This window comes from Fimbriimonas ginsengisoli Gsoil 348 (assembly GCF_000724625.1).
Taxonomy (GTDB): Bacteria; Armatimonadota; Fimbriimonadia; order Fimbriimonadales; family Fimbriimonadaceae; genus Fimbriimonas; species Fimbriimonas ginsengisoli.
Map to the genome: position 1 here is coordinate 4,905,522 of NZ_CP007139.1, position 16,136 is coordinate 4,921,657.

The following is a 16,136-nucleotide window of genomic DNA, read 5'->3' on the forward strand; positions in this document are numbered from 1 at the left end:
GATTCACGGCTCGGGCATTTCTGCGTTTTGGAGAGCCTTCACAATTCGTTCCTGCTCCAAGAGCGGCTTGACCGCGATGCGAACGTAGGCGTCCCCCATCGAAGCCGCCGTCCTCCCCGCGTTCCGAAGGTGGACACCTTGCTGCCTTGCCCGCTGTACCACCGCTTCGGCCCCCTTTGAGTCGGCCGACAGACGAAGAAGCACCCAGTTCGCAACGCTTTCCGTTACGGTTCCAAACGGCCCGAGCGCCGTTGCGAGTTGCTGGCGAAGCGCCTTTGTCTCCCGATACCGACCTGCGTAGTAGTCCGGCTCCCCCAAGGCACGTGTCGACGCGATCTGCGCGGGAAGGCTCACCGCCCACGGTGGCGACCACTTTGCCAACTCGTTTGTCCCAGCAGAAGGGCCGGTCATATAAGCCGTTCTCAGCCCACTGAGGGCCAGCCCCTTTGAAAGCGATTTGACCACGAAGACGTTTCTCGATTTTGCGGCCAGCATCTCGCAGCTATCGCCTCCGGCATAGTCGATGTACGCCTCGTCGATGAGTACCCTGGTGGTCGGAGGAATCCGATCCAATGCCCGCTCGACGTCGGTTCGAGCGAGAAACCCGCCCGCCGGATTGTTGGGATTAACCAGCACCGCTAAATCGACTCGCTCTCGCCGGATCCGATCCGACCACTCGTCAAGGTCGAGCCGAAAGCATTGATCCTCTCGAAGGAGGAGCTTCTCCACTCGGCACCCCACGATTCCGCAGATGTGCTCGTACTCTCCATAGGTCGGCTCGATCAGAAGAACGCGTGAATCGCGATGAAGCCAAGATCTTAATGCGGAGAAGATCAGCGAAGAGGAGCCGGCCCCGGCAAGAATCGACTCGACCGGAATACGGCGAGCCTCTGAAATCGCGTCTAGGAGCCCCTCGGCATGAGTCGGTGGCGAGGTTCGACACATCCATTCGCCGGCACTTTCGAGTGCCGGCATTACGGAAGGCGCCGGTGGGAACCAAGCATCGAGCACGTCCGCGTTGACCACCCGATGACGTGTCCCGAGGTTGCAAAAGCGCGCTCCCACCTCATCCCAGAACGCACCCCCATGAAAACAGGACTCCACCCCACCAGCTTGCGCTAAGTCGTTGACGTAACCAGCTCGATGCGGAGATTTTTCGGACCTTGTATTCCGAGCGACGTCTTAATCTTGGGCATGTAAACTAACCCCATGAAATCCCTTCTCCGCACCCTCGCCGTGGGTGCGATGCTCGCCACTTTCGGGGCGGCTTATGCTTGGATCGACACCGGCCACATGGTCATCGCGGCGCTCGCGCAGAAGAACTTGACGCTGAGGGCCCGCGCGGAAGCCGATCGGCTGCTGAAGCTTAGCGGTGCGGACTTCATCACCGTCTCGACCTGGGCGGACGAGACTCGGACCAAAGAAAACGGGCCGTGGCATTACGAGGACCACCATTTCCGAACCGATGGTCGGCGAGTCACCGCAAAACCGGATCCCGAGAACGTCGTGTGGGCGATCGATAAGTTCACCAAGATCCTGCAAGACAGGAGCCAGCCCGACGAGAAGCGGGCGGAGGCGCTCAAGTACCTGATCCATTTCGTGGGCGACATCCATCAGCCGCTTCACGCCACCGCCCACGACTCGGACGCCGAGCCGACGGGAGACAAAGGGGGCAACACGTTCCACATCAAGCCGGCCAATGAATTCGCCGACATGCAGCGTCCGCCGACTAACTTGCATTTTCTGTGGGACATGGGCTGCGGCCTCTTCCCGCCCACCCCCGGCCTGCGTAGTGCGGAAGGACAGCAGCGAATCCGTCACGAAGCAAATACCCTGGCCGCAGCTCTCCCCCGGAAGGCACTCCGCCATGTCGACGACCAGAACCCCGAGCACTGGGCGATGGAAAGCTTCGGAGACGCTAAGCGTTACGTATACGCCCTGCCCGCCGACTCAGCTCCAAATTCCGATTACCTGGCCCAAGGCCGCGAAGTCTGCGCCCGCCGCGCAACCCTCGCCGCCTACCGCCTGGCCGATCTCTTGAACAAAGCCCTCCGCTAGTGGCATGGGCTTCCAGCCCATGTGTATCACGACCATCCTGGTCGTGGGAATGGGCCAAGGGCTGGAAGCCCTTGGGACCCACTGGCTGGAAGCCAGTGCCACGTCTCTAAGCAGGCAACCTCAGCCATAATGAACCCCGTGCCAGTGTGGGGCGTGGTCAATCAGAAGGGCGGGGTCGGTAAGACGACGACGGCGGTAAACCTCGCGGCGGGATTGGCGATGCGGGGCCAGCGGACACTCCTTATCGACTGCGATCCGCAAGGAAACGCGACCACCGGCCTCGGGCTCGACAAAGGGAAGGCCGAGGCGACGCTGTACGAGGTATTCGTCGACGCGGTCGATAATCCAGACGATCCGAAGGTCATTCACAAAGCGATCTTCCCCATCGCGGAAAACCTCCACCTGCTCCCTGCGACCCTCGACCTGGCCGGCGCCGAGCCGATCCTCATGAATGCGGTGGGCAAAGAGCTCATTCTTCGCGACGCGATCGCCCCGGTGCGCGCCAACTACGATTGGATCGTCCTCGACGCCCCGCCAAGCCTGGGACTGCTGACGATCAACATCTTGGCCGTCGCCGAAGGGGTTCTGGTCCCGATGCAGTGCGAATTCTACGCGCTGGAGGGGCTGAGCCAACTGCTCAAAACGATCGACGTGGTACGCCGCCGCATCAACCCCGGCCTCAAGGTCGCGAAAGTATTGCTGACGATGTTCGACCCTCGAAACCGCCTCACTCAGCAAGTAACTCAAGAGGTGCGCGACTACTTCGGGGAGAAAGTGAGCGGGATCGTCATCCCCCGCAACGTGCGCCTTAGCGAAGCGCCCAGCTTCGGCGAGCCGGCGGTGCTGCGGTACCCCTCGTCGAAAGGGGCGAGCGCTTATTTCGAATTCGTAGACGAGGTAATCAAAGAATGCGCCGCACGTTAGGCAAAGGGTTGAAGGATCTGCTGGGCGAGCAGCTCGAAGGGACCGCTTCCGACATATCGGTCGACGATATCGAGCCGAACGCGCGGCAGCCGCGTACCCATTTCGACAAGGAAGCGCTCCAAGAGCTGGCCGATTCGATTCGCGAACATGGAATTCTGCAGCCACTTCTTGTGAGGCCCAGGGCCGAGGGGAAATACGAGCTCATTGCGGGCGAAAGGCGGCTAAGAGCTTCCAAACTGGCGGGGCTCAAAACCGTGCCCGTACTGATGCGGTCAGCAGGCAACCAAAACTCGCTCGAGCTCGCGCTGATCGAGAACATCCAGCGCGAGAACATCAATCCAGTCGAGTGCGCTCGGGCCTACCGGCGGCTGATCGACGAGTTCGATCTGACCCAAGAACAGGTCGCCGAAAAGGTCGGTAAGTCTCGAACGGGCGTCGCCAACACGGTACGTCTTCTCCGGCTGCCGAAGCGGATCATCGACGGGCTGGAAGGGGGCCGCATCAGCGAGGGTCATGCCCGGGCGCTGCTCGCCTTCGATAGCGAGCCGCAGCAGCTCGCCATTTACGACCAAATTATAGAAAAAGGCCTCACCGTTCGCGAGGTCGAAAAAGCATCTAAGCCACGAGAGGTACCCCGCACCAAGGCCGAACCGCCTGAGCAAGACCCTAACGACGCCGCGCTGCAAGACGCTCTGAGCACCTTCCTCGGCACGCCGACAAAGTTAGTTAGGGGTGAGGTGGGCGGCAAACTGGTAGTGGAGTTCTATTCCGACGACGACCTAACCCGGGTTCTGGACGTGCTCGGCTTCCGTCTATGAGCGAGTCGGTCTGGATTCGGGAGATGCGCTTCGAAGACGTCGCCGGCGTCGTCGCCCTCCAAAGGCTCGCCTTCCCTCCCCCGTTTTCCGAAGATCTCCACTGGGATCCGAAACACCTCGTCCGCCACATCGAGCTTTTTCCAGAAGGCCAATTCGTGGCCGATTGCGCCGGAGAGGTAGTCGGGAGTTGCAGCAACGCCATCATCGCCGAGCATGCTTGGAACGCCCATGGGAACTGGTATCAAACCGTAGGCGGCCCCAGCCTGCGCGGATTCGATCCGCTCGGAACGACGCTCTACGGCTTGGACATCGCCATCCATCCCCAACATCGGCGGGTCGGATTGGGGCGGCGCTTCTACAACGCCCGCTTTGACCTAATTCGCGCTCGACGGCTCGCTCGGTATGGCACCGGCGTCCGCATGCCCGACTACCGGGCCTATGCGGGCGCCCACCCGGACGTAGATATCCATGAGTACGCCCGCCGCGTCGTCGCCGGCGAGGCGACCGACCGGACCCTTACGCCCCTCCTCCGATACGGCCTGACGTTTCTCGGCGTCTCAGAAAACTATATGCAGGATCCTGAGTCGGGCAACGCGGGGGCGCTGCTGGAGTGGCGGCCATGAAGCTTCGGATCGCCGCCGCCGCGTGGAAGATCCGCCTTGCCCGCCGGATGCGGGGCGATAGCGCCTACTTCGGCCACATGCACGACCTCGTGAGCGCCGCCCACGACGCGGAGGCCCAAGTCGTGGTGCTTCCCGAACTCCACGTACTCGAGCTGCTCCACCTTGCTTCAAAGGTTTCGGAGCGAAATTCGGCGAAGTATCTGGTGCAATACGCCTCGGCGGTCGAAGAGTGGCTGGACCGAATCTCCGACTTAAGCGGACTCGTCATCGTCGGCGGCTCACACTTCAAAGAAACCCCCGAAGGGATCAAGAACGTTTGCGCCGTCGGCGTACCGGGAGCCGCCACGATCCTCTGCGAAAAGAATAACCTGACCGCGTATGAGAAGGATGTCTGGAATATCGTTCCCGGGCGAGGCCTGTCGCGGCTCCCGCATTCGATGGGGGTCACTGTCTGTTACGACTCGGAGTTCCCCGAAGCGGGACGAGCCCTTGCCGAGGCCGGAATGCTGGTCCAATGTGTTCCCTCGTGGACGGAGACCCAACGCGGCTTCCAGCGCGTCCGCTGGAGTTGCCTCGCCCGCGCCGTCGAGAACACCACGTTCGTCGTCCACTCATCCTTAATCGGCGACCTCGGCCGCGAGCCCGCTCCCGCCAGCTACGGTTCCTCGGCGATCATCGTCCCCAGCGCCGACCCATTCCCGATCGAAGCCGTCCTCGCCGAAACCCCGCTCAACGAGGAAGGTATCGTCGTTGCCGACCTCGACTTCGACCTACTCCAACAAGCCAGAACCCTCGGCGAAGTACGAAACTGGGCCGACCGGAACCAGGGAACCTGGACCGTGACCCCCGAACCCCGCTCCCCGGAGTCGCCTGTAAACCAAAAAGGCGAATTGAATTAACTTCCGGAGCCTGGTGTACCGCAGGTACGCCAGATCATCGGCGAGGCGCCGACGCTACGCGTTAGGATCGGACGGCGCGCATGCGCTCGACGAACTCCGAGAAGTAGGGTCGGGAATCCCAGGGACCAGGCGCGGCCTCCGGATGGTACTGGATCGAGTTCGCGTCAAGATCCTTGATTCGGATCCCCTCGACCGTCCCGTCGTTCAAATTGAGCTGCGTAACCTCGGCCCCGGTTCCTTCCAGCGACACCGGGTCGACCGCGTACCCGTGGTTTTGACTCGTGATCGTGACCTTGCCCGTAAGAAGATCCTTCACCGGGTGATTGGAGCCCCGATGCCCGAACTTAAGCTTATACGTCTCGCCGCCGATCGCGTGGCAGAGGAGCTGATTCCCCAGGCAGATGCCGAACATCGGTCGCTTTCCGAGCAAACCCTTCACCGTCTCGACTACGGGTCCAAGTCGGCGCGGATCGCCCGGTCCCGGGCTGAGCAGGATCCCGTCCGGCTTCCAAGACAAGATCTCTTCCGCCGAGGTGGTGGCCGGAAAAATGATGGGACGGCAGCCGGACTTATAGAAGCGGCGCAGGATATTGAACTTCAGTCCACAGTCGAGCACGGCCAAACGAACCCGCCCCGCTTCGTCGGTCTCGCCCATCCCTTCCCGACCTTCGCGGCCCCACTTGTAAGGCGCGTTCGTGCTGACGCCGTAAACGAAATCCGTCTCGTCGTATCCTTGGGCGGCCGCTAACGCTTCCTTTCCTGCATCGAGGTCATCGCAAATCGCCCCCATCGTGACGCCGGCGCTCCTAATTCGCTTGGTGATGAGCCGGGTGTCGAGGCCCTGAATGCTGACGGTTCCCCGCTCGAGGAGGAGCTGGTGGATCGACTTCGTTGCCCGCCAGTTGCTCGGAACGTCGCACGCCTCGCGCACAACCAATCCTGTTGGTTGAATCCGGTCGGACTCGAAATCGTCTTCGTTGATCCCGTAATTCCCGATGAGGGGATAGGTGAGAAGAACGATCTGGCCGGCGTAGCTGGGATCGGTGAGGATCTCCTGGTAACCGGTCATCCCAGTGTTGAAGACCACTTCTCCAACCGTCGTTCCACTCGCCCCGAGTGGCTTGCCCTCGAAAACGGTGCCGTCGCTGAGGAGGAGATAGCGCTTCAATCTAAGCTAAGAGGATACCCGCCGGTCACCCTCTCGGGTGAGAGCGATTGTATTTTTGGCGCACCTCGTCCAGGTCTAGCTGCGTGTACACCTGGGTGGTAGCCACGCTCTCGTGGCCGAGGAGCTCCTGCACAGCCCGCAGGTCGGCCCCCCCTTTGATGAGGTGAACCGCGTAGGTGTGGCGCAACGTGTGGGGACTTACGCCCACCAAACCGGCGAGTCGCGAGTAACGCTCCATCAGGTCGTAAGCGGTTTGGCGCAACATCGTCCGGCCCGTGTCGCTGATCAAAAACGTCCCCGTCGGCTTCTTCTGCAAGACTGGACGCGCTTCGTCGAGATACTTCCCGAGCCAATTGACGGTCCCCTCCGGGAGCGGCACCTGGCGGGTCTTTCCCCGCTTGCCGGTTACCCGCACCGTTCGCTCTTCGAGAGCCAGGTTCGAAAGCGACAATTCCACCGCCTCGGTGACGCGTAGCCCGGCCCCGTATACCAGCTCCATCAACGCCCGATCTCTCAAGCCAGTCGGCTTTGTGAGGTCGGGGGTCTGCAGCAACGCCTCCATTTGCTCCCGGCTCAATGCCTTCGGCAGCGTCTTCGCCTTTCGAAAGCCTCCGGTAGAAGGGAGATCCACCGCCGGTCCCTGGTGATTTCGCTTCAGAAACTTTAGCAAAGAGCGGAGGGCGCTCAATCGCCGTTGCGCGGTCGTCCGGGCGATCCCCGGACCTAGGCTCGCCTCGTACGCCACGAGGTCCACCGGGCCGAGCGCTTTCCAGTCGCGCAACCCACGCTTGGCAAAGAAATCGATCGCCTGGGAAAGATCGTTCTGATACGCGGCGATGGTGTGAGTACTTGCGCCCCGCTCCACCTTCATGTGGTCCAAGAACCACTCGAGGCTTTCGAGGAGCGCCGCCTTTCCCCCTTCCAAGCTCACTTCTTCCGTTTCCAGATGTACACCACCGGATGGATGTACTGCATATCTTCCACCGAGTCGATCGGATCGCCTACCGTCGACTCCAAATCGTAGGCCGCGGTCAACGCGGTCGTAAACTCCTTGTATTCGCGCCCGGCCGCTACTGCCTCGGGCGGGCCGACGGTAACCCCCATGAGACGCTCCCGAGGGGCCGATTCCAGGGTGGAATAGGTGATGTAGTCCGGCTTCAGCTCCGTAATCAGGCGGGCGTCGAACGGATGGTGAGCTCCGTCTGGCGGAAGGTAATAGACGCCGTGCGGCGCCGACGTCGCGGCCAGTTCACGCAACCGGTCGCGGACCAGACCCATCGGGTGCACGTTCCCCGCCTCGTCCAACCGAGCCATGTTCAGCTTCGATGGCGAGTTCTTGAAGAGCGGCGGGCTCCAAAACCAAGGGTCGCTCGCCAAGCCGACCACTGAATTCGGCTTTTCCTTGAAGTACTTCGCGGCGGTATCGCGCGGGTCGGACTCCAACATGTAGCCGGTATTGCGGACCGCGCCGATCAGCCCGCGCATATCGGCCCCACCGAGACCAAGGATTCCTAAGGCCACCAAGATCCGCCCGCTTCCCTGCCGACGGTGTCCCACCGCCACCGCATAGCCGAAGCCGACCGCGATCGCCGGGTAAAGCGGGAACGTGTATCGCATGTACTTGTCGGTCGCCCCGCCGATCATGAAGTAGTAAACGAGGAAGAACGCCAGCAGCGCGATCGCCCAGACGTGGCGTCGGTAAGCGGCATAAGCCAGCCCGGCAAGGCCGGTGAGAACGATGAGAAAACCGATCCCGTTGATCAGGTTTCCGATGTGATAGATGTATCCGCTCGACGTCCCCGCGAACACGATCCCGTGTCCGGTGGCGGTATGCGCCATCTCGAACAACACCCCTTCCTTGAATTTCGCCGTATCCAGCACCGCCCCCGGCGTGGCGACGACGAACGCGACGATGCAAGTCAAGACGCCGAGCAACCCGTCGCGAATAAGACGCGGGCGGTGCCGCATCCCGAGGACGATGAGCAGCACGATCAGGCCGAGAATGCCGGTGTATTTCGTTCCCGCGCTAAGCCCGGCGAAGATGCCGGAGAGGATGGCATCGCGGGTGACGGGATCCTTTATCGGCGATTTCTTATTGGCCTCCTCTTCCGCCGAAGCGTTACCCAGCAAACGCAAGGCGTAAAAGATGCTGATCGACAGAAGGAAAGCCGCGAAAATGTCGACGGTTTGGAAGCGCGAGTGGACGACGTGCGCCGGTGCCACCGCCAAGGCTAGCCCCCCGGCGCTGGCCCCTACATCCCCGACAAACCGACGCAGAATGAGAAAGACGATGAGCACCGTCCCGGAGCCGGCCAACGCATTGATAAGCCGCCCGGCCATGTGGCTGCGCGAAACGTAATCCCACGAGGCCTCCTCGTTCTTCGGGTCTGGTCCCCCGGTGTAAGCCGCCGTCATGTCGCTGGCCACCTTGAGGACGGTGAGGTACAGCGTGCCGTAGTTGTAAAACCGGGGGGTGAAGTTGAGCTTCGACGGCTCGATCGCCTGGCTATAAGCCCAGATCACCGGCTCGTCCGGATGGTAGCTCGAATTGTGCAGGTCGTTCTTGAGCCCCCAGCCGATTCCCGCCAGCCGCAACAGCAGCGCTAGCAGGAACAAGCCCGCCGGCAAAACGATTCGCAGGCGGGCTCGCGATAGAGGAGCGGCGTCGATCACGGCGACGAGCTTACTTCTTCTTTTCGGCTGTCTTTTTCGCCGGAGCAACAATCGTTCGGCTGACCAGGCGAAGGGTGGTGTGCCCCTTCATCCGTTCCTCGTACGCCGCATCGGGATTGTCCGGCGTCATGATCTGAAAACTGCCGACCGACGTCGCCTCCGCCTTCAGCGTGTGCTTCGTTTTTGGATCGAGGTCAAAGAGGATCGTGGCGTCCAGATTGAGCGGCAACTTCTGCAGCCCGGTCTCGGCCGGTGTCGATTCGGAAAGCTGGTGGATAAACTCGGCGAGGTCGGTCGCAAAGTTTAGCTTCGCCTCTACCCGCAGCACCTTCCCCTTCTCTCCGTTCACCAATCCTTTATAGGTGTAGGTGTAGTCGAGCCGCTGGACCGCGTTCTTCCCGTCCTTCCCCTTCAGCTTCTGCGGCTGGTAACCCACCGTTCGTTTCCAGGTGTCGCCCACCTTCACGTCGTCGAACGACGTTCGCGGCGCGAGGTCGAGCGCGCTCTCCATATTGCCGGTGAACAGCGCCAGCCGGTGAAGCTCGCCGATAAATTGACCGAGGAATGCGCCGAGTCCCTGCCGCGCCGTCGTCGCGCCGATGAAAAGCGATTCTCCTTTCGTGGCGCCTGGCTTCTTCTTCGGCGCGAGGTCCTTCATGTCGACGATCTCGTTGAACGGCGAAACCGTTAAGCGAAAGTCGTAGTTCACCTTGTCGCGTTTGGTTTGGGGCGGCGAGGTGAACGTCTCTCCGGTGATCTCCTCCATGTAAGGGCGCTTGTAACGGACCACCGCGATGCCGTCCGCCTTCAACGCCTCCACGTGCACCGTGAAGTCGTAATTGATGTCGAAATCTTCCGGGATCCACGTCTCCAGTCCCCGCGCCCGGCGTTCCGCCGTAATACCGGATCGAACCGAGTACGTGAGTTGCTCGTTGGGAGTGTAGACCCGCCCCAGGGAGACGGCGGCCTGCCCTTGATGGGCGACTAATGCAAGAACAAGGGAAGGAACGAAGCTCAAATGGGTACCTCAAATGGAGAAACGCCGGAAAATGCTCCGGCGTTTCCATTGTATCGTACGTTGTTTCGGGCTTAGCGGGTGACCTGCTTGGCGATCACCATTCGCTGGATCTCCGAGCAGCCTTCGCCGATCTCGGTCAGCTTGGCGTCGCGCCACAGCTTCTCCACCAGGTACTCCGGCGTCATCCCCCGGCCGCCGTGGATCTGGATGGCCCGGTTCGTCACCCGGTTGGAAGTCTCGCTGGCATAAAGCTTGGCCATCGAGCTCTCCTTGATCACCGGCTTCCCTTCGTCGAAGAGGGTCGTTCCGTGGTGAAGCAGGAGCCGCGCCGCGGTGATCTCCATCTCGCTGTCCGCGATCATGTTCTGCACCGACTGCATGTCGCAGAGTCGGCGGTTGAACTGCTCGCGCTGCTTGGAGTACTCCACCGTAAGCTCGTGCGCCTTCTCCGCGATCCCGAGCGCCATCCCCGCGATCGCGAGACGGCCACGGTAAAGCAGCCCGATCGCATCCTCGAACTTGCACGGAGTGTGCCAGCCGACTGCGTCCTTAAGGTCGAAGCTCGTCGTCCACGACGCGGAGACGCCAACGGTATGGATCCGCTCGACGTTCGTAAAGCCGAGCTGGTCGGTCTCAACCAGAAACGCGGTGAGCTCCGTATCGGACGTCCGCGCGATAAGGACGATCAGGTCGGCCTTCCCCGCGTTCGTGATGAACATCTTGCGGCCGTTGATCTTGTAATAGCCGGGACGTTCCTCGATCGGCGTCGCCTTCGTCTTCACCCGGCGCGCGTCGGAGCCGGCATCCGGTTCGGTAAGTCCCCAGGCCAGCTTGATCTCGCCCTTGATAATGCCGGGCAGATACTTGTCGCACTGCTCCTGCGTCGCGAAGCGATCGAAGTGCGCTACGCAGAGGGCGTTGATCGCGGCGACGTTCATCGCGAGCGCCGGATCCCCTTTGGCGATCTCCCGAATCGTGTCGCAGTAGGTCGTGCAGGTCAGGCCCAGCCCGCCCTTTTCGCGGGGCAGCGTCATCGCGAGGATGCCGAGTTCGCCCAGCCGGGGCCAAATCGAATCGGGAAAGGCCCGATTGCTCTCCCACTCGCGCGTTTTCGGGAGAACCTCGTCGGCCACGAAGGCGCGAACGCGCTCAAGGAAGGAGTTTTCGTCTAGATGCATGTCGAAAGGATTGGGACCGCCATTGGTCCGGGCGGAAAATTCGGTTAGCGCCATTGCTTCCGACAAGTTTACTTCCTGGCGACCCCGACTCAGCGGAGACCTATCTCAACGATAGGCCGATGGTTATGGACTCAACTAAGATCCGAGCCTATTTAAAAACGATCACCCTGTCCCGCAGGGTTTCCGTCCCCCAGCGAAGGGTTACCCGCTCCCGCGGGTAACCCTGGTATGAGAGCTGAACTAAACCGCCAAATGCCGACGAAACATATCACAGACGAGTATCCTCTAGAGGAATTGTAATATGTCGAACGTTTACCACGAGCTTGGTGAAACCTCCCGGAGGTTGATCTTGGCCGAGCTTCGCTCGGGCCCCAAGAACGTGACCGACCTGGTGACCTCGACCGGACTCAAGCAACCGAACGTTTCCAACCACCTCGCCCGCATGCGCCAACGGCAGATCGTGCGCGCCGAGAAGGTTGGCCGGGAGGTCTTTTATGCCCTCGCCAGCCCCGAAATCGAGGCGATCGTCCACTCCGCCTGTTGCCAGGGCAAAGCCGCCGTCTGCTCCGAAGCCCTGGAAGAGCTCACCCGCGCCTACGCCGCCGCCGCGATCGAGGGCGACGAGCAGGCATGTTCGGAAGTGATGGACGTGGCGTTCCGAGCCCGGATGGCACTCGTCGACATCTACCAAGAAGTGCTTACGCCCGCCATGGCGATCGTGGGTGAGCGTTACAAATCCGGGGAGATCAATGCGGCTCAAGAGCACCTGGCCAGCAACGTCACCGAGCGGATGATGTTCCGCACCATGCAGCTCATCGGCCCTACCCGCCGGCACGACAAGACCGTGATCCTCGGTTGCGCCCCCAACGGCTGGCACGTAATCGGCCTGCGAATGATCGCCGACTACCTCCGCTTCTGCGGCTGGAAGACCCTCTACCTAGGCGCGAATGTCCCCGTCGCCTGCTTCGTCTCCGCCGTCCACCAATACCGCCCGGAGATGGTTCTCCTAAGCTGCTCTTGCAGCGACGCCATCGGCGAAACATTGCACCTGATCGCCGCCCTCGACGCCTTGCGAACCGACGGCCTCTCCTTCGTCATCGGCGCAGGCGGCCGCTGCCTAGAATCCCACCGCGAGCGCTTCCAAGATTCCCCCCTCGACTTCACCGCCTCCTCCCTCCGAGAGTTCGCCACCTGCCACCTCCCCCGCATCGAACAATTGACACCCGCCACCCCCGTAGCATCGGCTCCCAGCCGATGACCCCCGGAGGCAGGTGTTGCGGTTTTGGGGTGTCGAGGTGTTAAGGCCGGGACGCTTGGCTTCTGCTCAAGGAACTACCCGACCCCGTGAGGGGTCTTCAGAAATTAGCCCCGGCCCGACCCCGGCGGGCGGACCCAGAACGTAAGCCAAAGTGGACGATCCGAATAGATTCCCACCGATTGCCGCTCGTACCGGATACTCCCGAATCTCGAAGAATTTCGTCCCAGCGAATGGTTACCCGCGCCCGCGAATTACTTCGGTGCGAAGACGCCACCTTTCCGAACCTCGAAGAGTTTCCGTCCGACAGCGAAGGGTTGGACCCGCGTAGCGGAGTCCTACCCTGGTATCGAGACCGGCAACCCCTTCAACCCCAACGGGGTTGCGTCCCCGGCACCACCGACCATCGGGCGAGGCATCCCGAACCCGGAGGGCTCTTCAGAGATTAGCCTCGGGAAAAGGGCCTAAGCCGAATGCTTCCCACCTCGATGACAGCACTTCCTTGTCCTCGACGGTAGCCTGTCGCCAATAGGTGAGGAAGTTCATAAGCACCTTATCCGCGGTAATTGAATCTCCAAATTTAAGATAATTCTCTGCCGCCTGTAGCGACCATTCTCCAGCTTCGACGTAATCCCCGAGCATGAAGTAAATATTTGCGAGTTGATTGTAAGTGGAGGCCGCGCCGTACTCATCGTTAGATCGCTCTTTGATCTGTAGCGATTTTCCATACCAAACCTCGGCCGCCCCTAGGTTGCCCCGCTCTTCAGCCAGCCTCCCCATCTCGTGGTACGTCAGGGCGGCGGAGTATTCATCTTCCAGGCGCTCACATAATTCGAGAGACTTGTAATACCAGTTCTCGGCCGCCACAAGGTCGCGGCCATCGAAGGCCGCCACCCCTAACTGGTGATAGGTGGCACTGGCAAACGCCTCGAGCCCTAACCGCTCGCTGATCTCAAGCGATTTTCGATACCAAGTATTCGCCCTTGCCGAGTCCCCGGCTTCTCGTGCAACCATCCCCAGGTGATGAGAGGAGCTGGCTACCCCTTGCTGGTCACCCAACCGCTCACTCCAATCCAGTGACTTTCGAAACCAATTCTCAGCTGCCGAGAGGTCACGCCGATCCTGAGCGATCATCCCCAAGCTGTGACAAGTAACGGCCGCCATGTGCAGGTCGTTCAATCGCTCGCCGATCGCTAGTGTTTTGCGGTACCAAGTCTCGGCCGTCACAAAATCGCGCCGCTTGGCGGCCGACGTACCGAGTTGGTGGTAAGCCTCGGCGGCACCTAGCTCGTCGCCGTTTGAAAGCTTGAAGTCGGCAAGTCGTTGATACAAGCGACTCTCGCTCGTCAAGTCGCCCATGCCTTGAGCAAACGTGGCGAGTACTTGGATTAACGCCGAGAAATGAACGTTTAGATTCAGGCGTTCAGCTTCCGCCAGCGCTTGGTAATAGGTTGGTACGAGTTGGCCGAAGGACAGGCGGTCATCAAGCATGGGACCCGAAGCGAGGGCGGAGCCTAAGCGTGCCATCGTGTCCACGAATGCACCGGCCCAATCTTCACGAGACTTGCGAGCCACTGCGGTCCTCAGGTAACCGGTTAGCGCACCGTGAACTTGATAGACCCCTTCGCCTAGGTCCTTGAGCAAGCCAGCATCCACAAGTGCACCGGTAAGGAGGTCGATGTCGGCGCGCGAAGGAGCCGGATCGAAGTGGTTCGCCATGTGCTCCAAGAAAAATGCATCGACGTACCCCTCGAACAGACTAATTGGAGTGAGGAGCGACTTCAATTCCGGCGACAGCGAATCTTCAACGAATCGAAGGGAGGCGGTCAACTTTGAGCTAAGTTCCCCGTCTGGCAACTTGAGCTCAGCCATGTTTTTTCGCAAGACTTCGGCGAGTTGTGCCGGCGACCGATCCCTCAGCCGGGGCAAGACTGCCCGCATCGCGAGCGGATGACCACCAAGGCCATCGATGAGCTCAATCAATCCCGCGTCGTTTCGGTTGTAAGGAATCCCCAGGTCTTGAAGAAGCCGCTCGCAAAACGCCCATCTACCATTCCCTTCTAACCCGCCGATCTCGATCTCGGAGAAGTTGGAACCACCTAGCCACTCCTGAGAGATGTGGCTCGTCATGATGACTTTGCTCTTGCCACCGTCGAGCCGGCCAAGAAACGTCTTGAGGATTTCGCAATCCTCCGAGGTCAGGTTTCCGAGCGCGAAGTCAAAGTTGTCCCAAACGCTGACCAAGCGGTGCTCTCGCAAGACCGAACCGATAGCGTCGAGCTTGACCGCCATCTCGGCCGACGTAAACGAGTCCTCGAACATAGGCTGACCGATCAGATTGATCAAGTGGTCCACAGTTCGGATGTCGCGGAAGTCAGTCCATAGGCAACCAATGTCTAGGTTGCCGGCGGCTTGGAGTCGTCCCAAATAATCTCGGGCTAGAGTGGTCGTGCCAACTCCCCCAACTCCCCTTAGGAGGATTCCGGCAGGCGGGCGAAGCATGGCCCTTTCCAATGCCTGAACCGCCATCTCGCGGCCAACGCACCCATACGGGTTTTCGGTCTCTCTCGCCTCCGGCGGAAGGTCAGATTGCGGCACGGCATCGCCCCTGCTCATGTTGTTGTCGCTGTAATGCCAAGTCTCGTCTCCAAAGGGAGCCTACACATTACATTGTCTTCGGGGTCCGACGGAAGGGGTTTCCTAAGTAACCGTCCGCTCCGGCGCTAGAAGAAAACCAACCGCAATGCCGCCACCACGGTCAGCACCATGACGACGTCGTTGAATGCCTTCTGCGGGATGATCGGGAGAAGGCGTTTCCCGAGGAGGGCGCCTACGATGATCACCGGGAACATCAGCAAATTGAACTGGAACGTCGGCACCGTGATGATCGGATTCGACGGGTTGTCCCAGGTTAGCCAGAGCAGGAACGGCACCTTCGACAGGTTGAAGATGAAGAAGTAAAGGGCGGTGGTTCCCATCATCCGCTCCTTCGCCATCCCGGTCGCGATCAGGTAGATCTGCATGATCGGCCCGGCAGCGTTCGCCACCATCGTGCTGAAGCCGGCGACCACGCCCGTCACCCTCGTCCCAGACTTACTGTGCGGGAGCAGCCGGTCACCCAACCGCTTTCGTAGCAGCGTGATCCCGACCATGGCAAGCACAATGAGCCCGATCATCGGGTTCATCGGGTCCTTCCAGGTCGGGTGCTCGCCCACGACCTTTAGAAAGACGGTCCCGCAAATCAACCCGCCGACCACCCACGGCGCGAGCTGCCGGAGCCGCGTCCAATCGGTATCGCCACGATAGAACGCCACCGCGAAGCAGTCGGCGAAGATCAGCATCGGGAGCGTCGCGCCAACCGACAACCGCCCCCCAAACACCGCCCCCATGATCGGAATCGCCAAGATCCCGCTGCCCGGCACCCCGGTCTTCGAAAACCCAAAGATCAGCGCCGCCAGCGCCCCCTCCACGTATTGCTGGGTGGTGAGGGGCATTTGTTTAGGCGCTGGGCGTTAGGCGTTG

General features: G+C 60.9%; 14 protein-coding genes. 6 read left to right on the plus strand and 8 right to left on the minus strand.

Translation table 11 applies throughout. The features are described from left to right. Positions 1–3: 3 nt before the first annotated feature. Positions 4–975, minus strand: coding sequence for a pyridoxal phosphate-dependent aminotransferase (locus OP10G_RS22140; protein WP_144241313.1), 972 nt, complete (start codon positions 973–975; stop codon positions 4–6). A gap of 234 nt (positions 976–1,209) precedes the next feature. Between OP10G_RS22140 and OP10G_RS25350 the strand changes: the two genes are divergently transcribed. From OP10G_RS25350 to OP10G_RS25355, 5 genes are all read left to right on the plus strand, one after another. Then, positions 1,210–2,058 (plus strand): S1/P1 nuclease, encoded by an 849-nt coding sequence (locus OP10G_RS25350; protein WP_025228246.1) that lies wholly within the window; start codon positions 1,210–1,212, stop codon positions 2,056–2,058. A 129-nt stretch (positions 2,059–2,187) separates the two neighbouring features. Beyond that, positions 2,188–2,982: a ParA family protein gene (locus OP10G_RS22150; protein WP_025228245.1), complete on the plus strand. Its 795-nt coding sequence runs from the start codon at positions 2,188–2,190 to the stop codon at positions 2,980–2,982. Next, positions 2,967–3,800, plus strand: a complete 834-nt coding sequence (locus OP10G_RS22155) for a ParB/RepB/Spo0J family partition protein (protein WP_025228244.1) — start codon at positions 2,967–2,969, stop codon at positions 3,798–3,800. Before OP10G_RS22150 ends, OP10G_RS22155 begins: the two co-directional genes overlap by 16 nt. After that, on the plus strand, positions 3,797–4,423 hold the full coding sequence (locus tag OP10G_RS22160) for a GNAT family N-acetyltransferase (RefSeq protein WP_025228243.1): 627 nt from the start codon (positions 3,797–3,799) through the stop codon (positions 4,421–4,423). The genes OP10G_RS22155 and OP10G_RS22160 overlap by 4 nt, the downstream gene beginning before the upstream one ends. Then, positions 4,420–5,322, plus strand: coding sequence for a nitrilase-related carbon-nitrogen hydrolase (locus OP10G_RS25355; protein WP_144241314.1), 903 nt, complete (start codon positions 4,420–4,422; stop codon positions 5,320–5,322). The genes OP10G_RS22160 and OP10G_RS25355 overlap by 4 nt, the downstream gene beginning before the upstream one ends. Before the next feature lie 61 nt (positions 5,323–5,383). On the opposite strand, the gene carA is transcribed toward OP10G_RS25355, so the two are convergent. From carA to OP10G_RS22190, 5 genes are all read right to left on the minus strand, one after another. Further along, the gene (gene carA / locus OP10G_RS22170) at positions 5,384–6,490 is read right to left on the minus strand and encodes a glutamine-hydrolyzing carbamoyl-phosphate synthase small subunit (protein WP_025228241.1); all 1,107 of its coding nucleotides are present in this window, start codon (positions 6,488–6,490) and stop codon (positions 5,384–5,386) included. Between the two features lie 25 nt (positions 6,491–6,515). Beyond that, a complete protein-coding gene (locus tag OP10G_RS22175) occupies positions 6,516–7,421 on the minus strand; it encodes a tyrosine-type recombinase/integrase (protein WP_025228240.1) in 906 nt (301 codons plus the stop codon). Next, the gene (locus OP10G_RS22180; RefSeq protein ID WP_025228239.1) at positions 7,418–9,163 is read right to left on the minus strand and encodes an ArnT family glycosyltransferase; all 1,746 of its coding nucleotides are present in this window, start codon (positions 9,161–9,163) and stop codon (positions 7,418–7,420) included. The genes OP10G_RS22175 and OP10G_RS22180 overlap by 4 nt, the downstream gene beginning before the upstream one ends. Positions 9,164–9,173: 10 nt before the next feature. Then, the gene (locus OP10G_RS22185; RefSeq protein WP_025228238.1) at positions 9,174–10,181 is read right to left on the minus strand and encodes a hypothetical protein; all 1,008 of its coding nucleotides are present in this window, start codon (positions 10,179–10,181) and stop codon (positions 9,174–9,176) included. A 71-nt stretch (positions 10,182–10,252) separates the two neighbouring features. Next, entirely contained in the window at positions 10,253–11,413 is a 1,161-nt protein-coding gene (locus tag OP10G_RS22190) for an acyl-CoA dehydrogenase family protein (protein ID WP_025228237.1), read from the minus strand. A gap of 247 nt (positions 11,414–11,660) precedes the next feature. On the opposite strand from OP10G_RS22190, the gene OP10G_RS22195 reads away from it, so the two are divergent. Continuing rightward, complete coding sequence (locus OP10G_RS22195) at positions 11,661–12,617, plus strand: metalloregulator ArsR/SmtB family transcription factor (RefSeq protein WP_025228236.1); 957 nt, start codon at positions 11,661–11,663, stop codon at positions 12,615–12,617. Positions 12,618–13,052: 435 nt separating this feature from the next. Here the strand turns inward: OP10G_RS22195 and OP10G_RS22200 are convergent, their stop codons facing one another. Both OP10G_RS22200 and OP10G_RS22205 read right to left on the minus strand, forming a co-directional pair. After that, a complete protein-coding gene (locus OP10G_RS22200) occupies positions 13,053–15,230 on the minus strand; it encodes a tetratricopeptide repeat protein (RefSeq protein ID WP_084179662.1) in 2,178 nt (725 codons plus the stop codon). 107 nt (positions 15,231–15,337) lie between these two features. Next, on the minus strand, positions 15,338–16,108 hold the full coding sequence (locus OP10G_RS22205; RefSeq protein ID WP_025228234.1) for a sulfite exporter TauE/SafE family protein: 771 nt from the start codon (positions 16,106–16,108) through the stop codon (positions 15,338–15,340). Between the last annotated feature and the right edge of the window lie 28 nt (positions 16,109–16,136).

Excerpts from the sequence above, each read along its gene's own strand:
- OP10G_RS22140 (WP_144241313.1), bottom strand. The coding sequence starts at position 975 with ATGCCGGCACTCGAAAGTGCCGGCGAATGGATGTGTCGAACCTCGCCA.
- OP10G_RS25350 (WP_025228246.1), top strand. The coding sequence starts at position 1,210 with ATGAAATCCCTTCTCCGCACCCTCGCCGTGGGTGCGATGCTCGCCACT.
- OP10G_RS22150 (WP_025228245.1), top strand. The coding sequence starts at position 2,188 with ATGAACCCCGTGCCAGTGTGGGGCGTGGTCAATCAGAAGGGCGGGGTC.
- OP10G_RS22155 (WP_025228244.1), top strand. The coding sequence starts at position 2,967 with ATGCGCCGCACGTTAGGCAAAGGGTTGAAGGATCTGCTGGGCGAGCAG.
- OP10G_RS22160 (WP_025228243.1), top strand. The coding sequence starts at position 3,797 with ATGAGCGAGTCGGTCTGGATTCGGGAGATGCGCTTCGAAGACGTCGCC.
- OP10G_RS25355 (WP_144241314.1), top strand. The coding sequence starts at position 4,420 with ATGAAGCTTCGGATCGCCGCCGCCGCGTGGAAGATCCGCCTTGCCCGC.
- OP10G_RS22190 (WP_025228237.1), bottom strand. The coding sequence starts at position 11,413 with ATGGCGCTAACCGAATTTTCCGCCCGGACCAATGGCGGTCCCAATCCT.
- OP10G_RS22195 (WP_025228236.1), top strand. The coding sequence starts at position 11,661 with ATGTCGAACGTTTACCACGAGCTTGGTGAAACCTCCCGGAGGTTGATC.
- OP10G_RS22200 (WP_084179662.1), bottom strand. The coding sequence starts at position 15,230 with ATGAGCAGGGGCGATGCCGTGCCGCAATCTGACCTTCCGCCGGAGGCG.
- OP10G_RS22205 (WP_025228234.1), bottom strand. The coding sequence starts at position 16,108 with ATGCCCCTCACCACCCAGCAATACGTGGAGGGGGCGCTGGCGGCGCTG.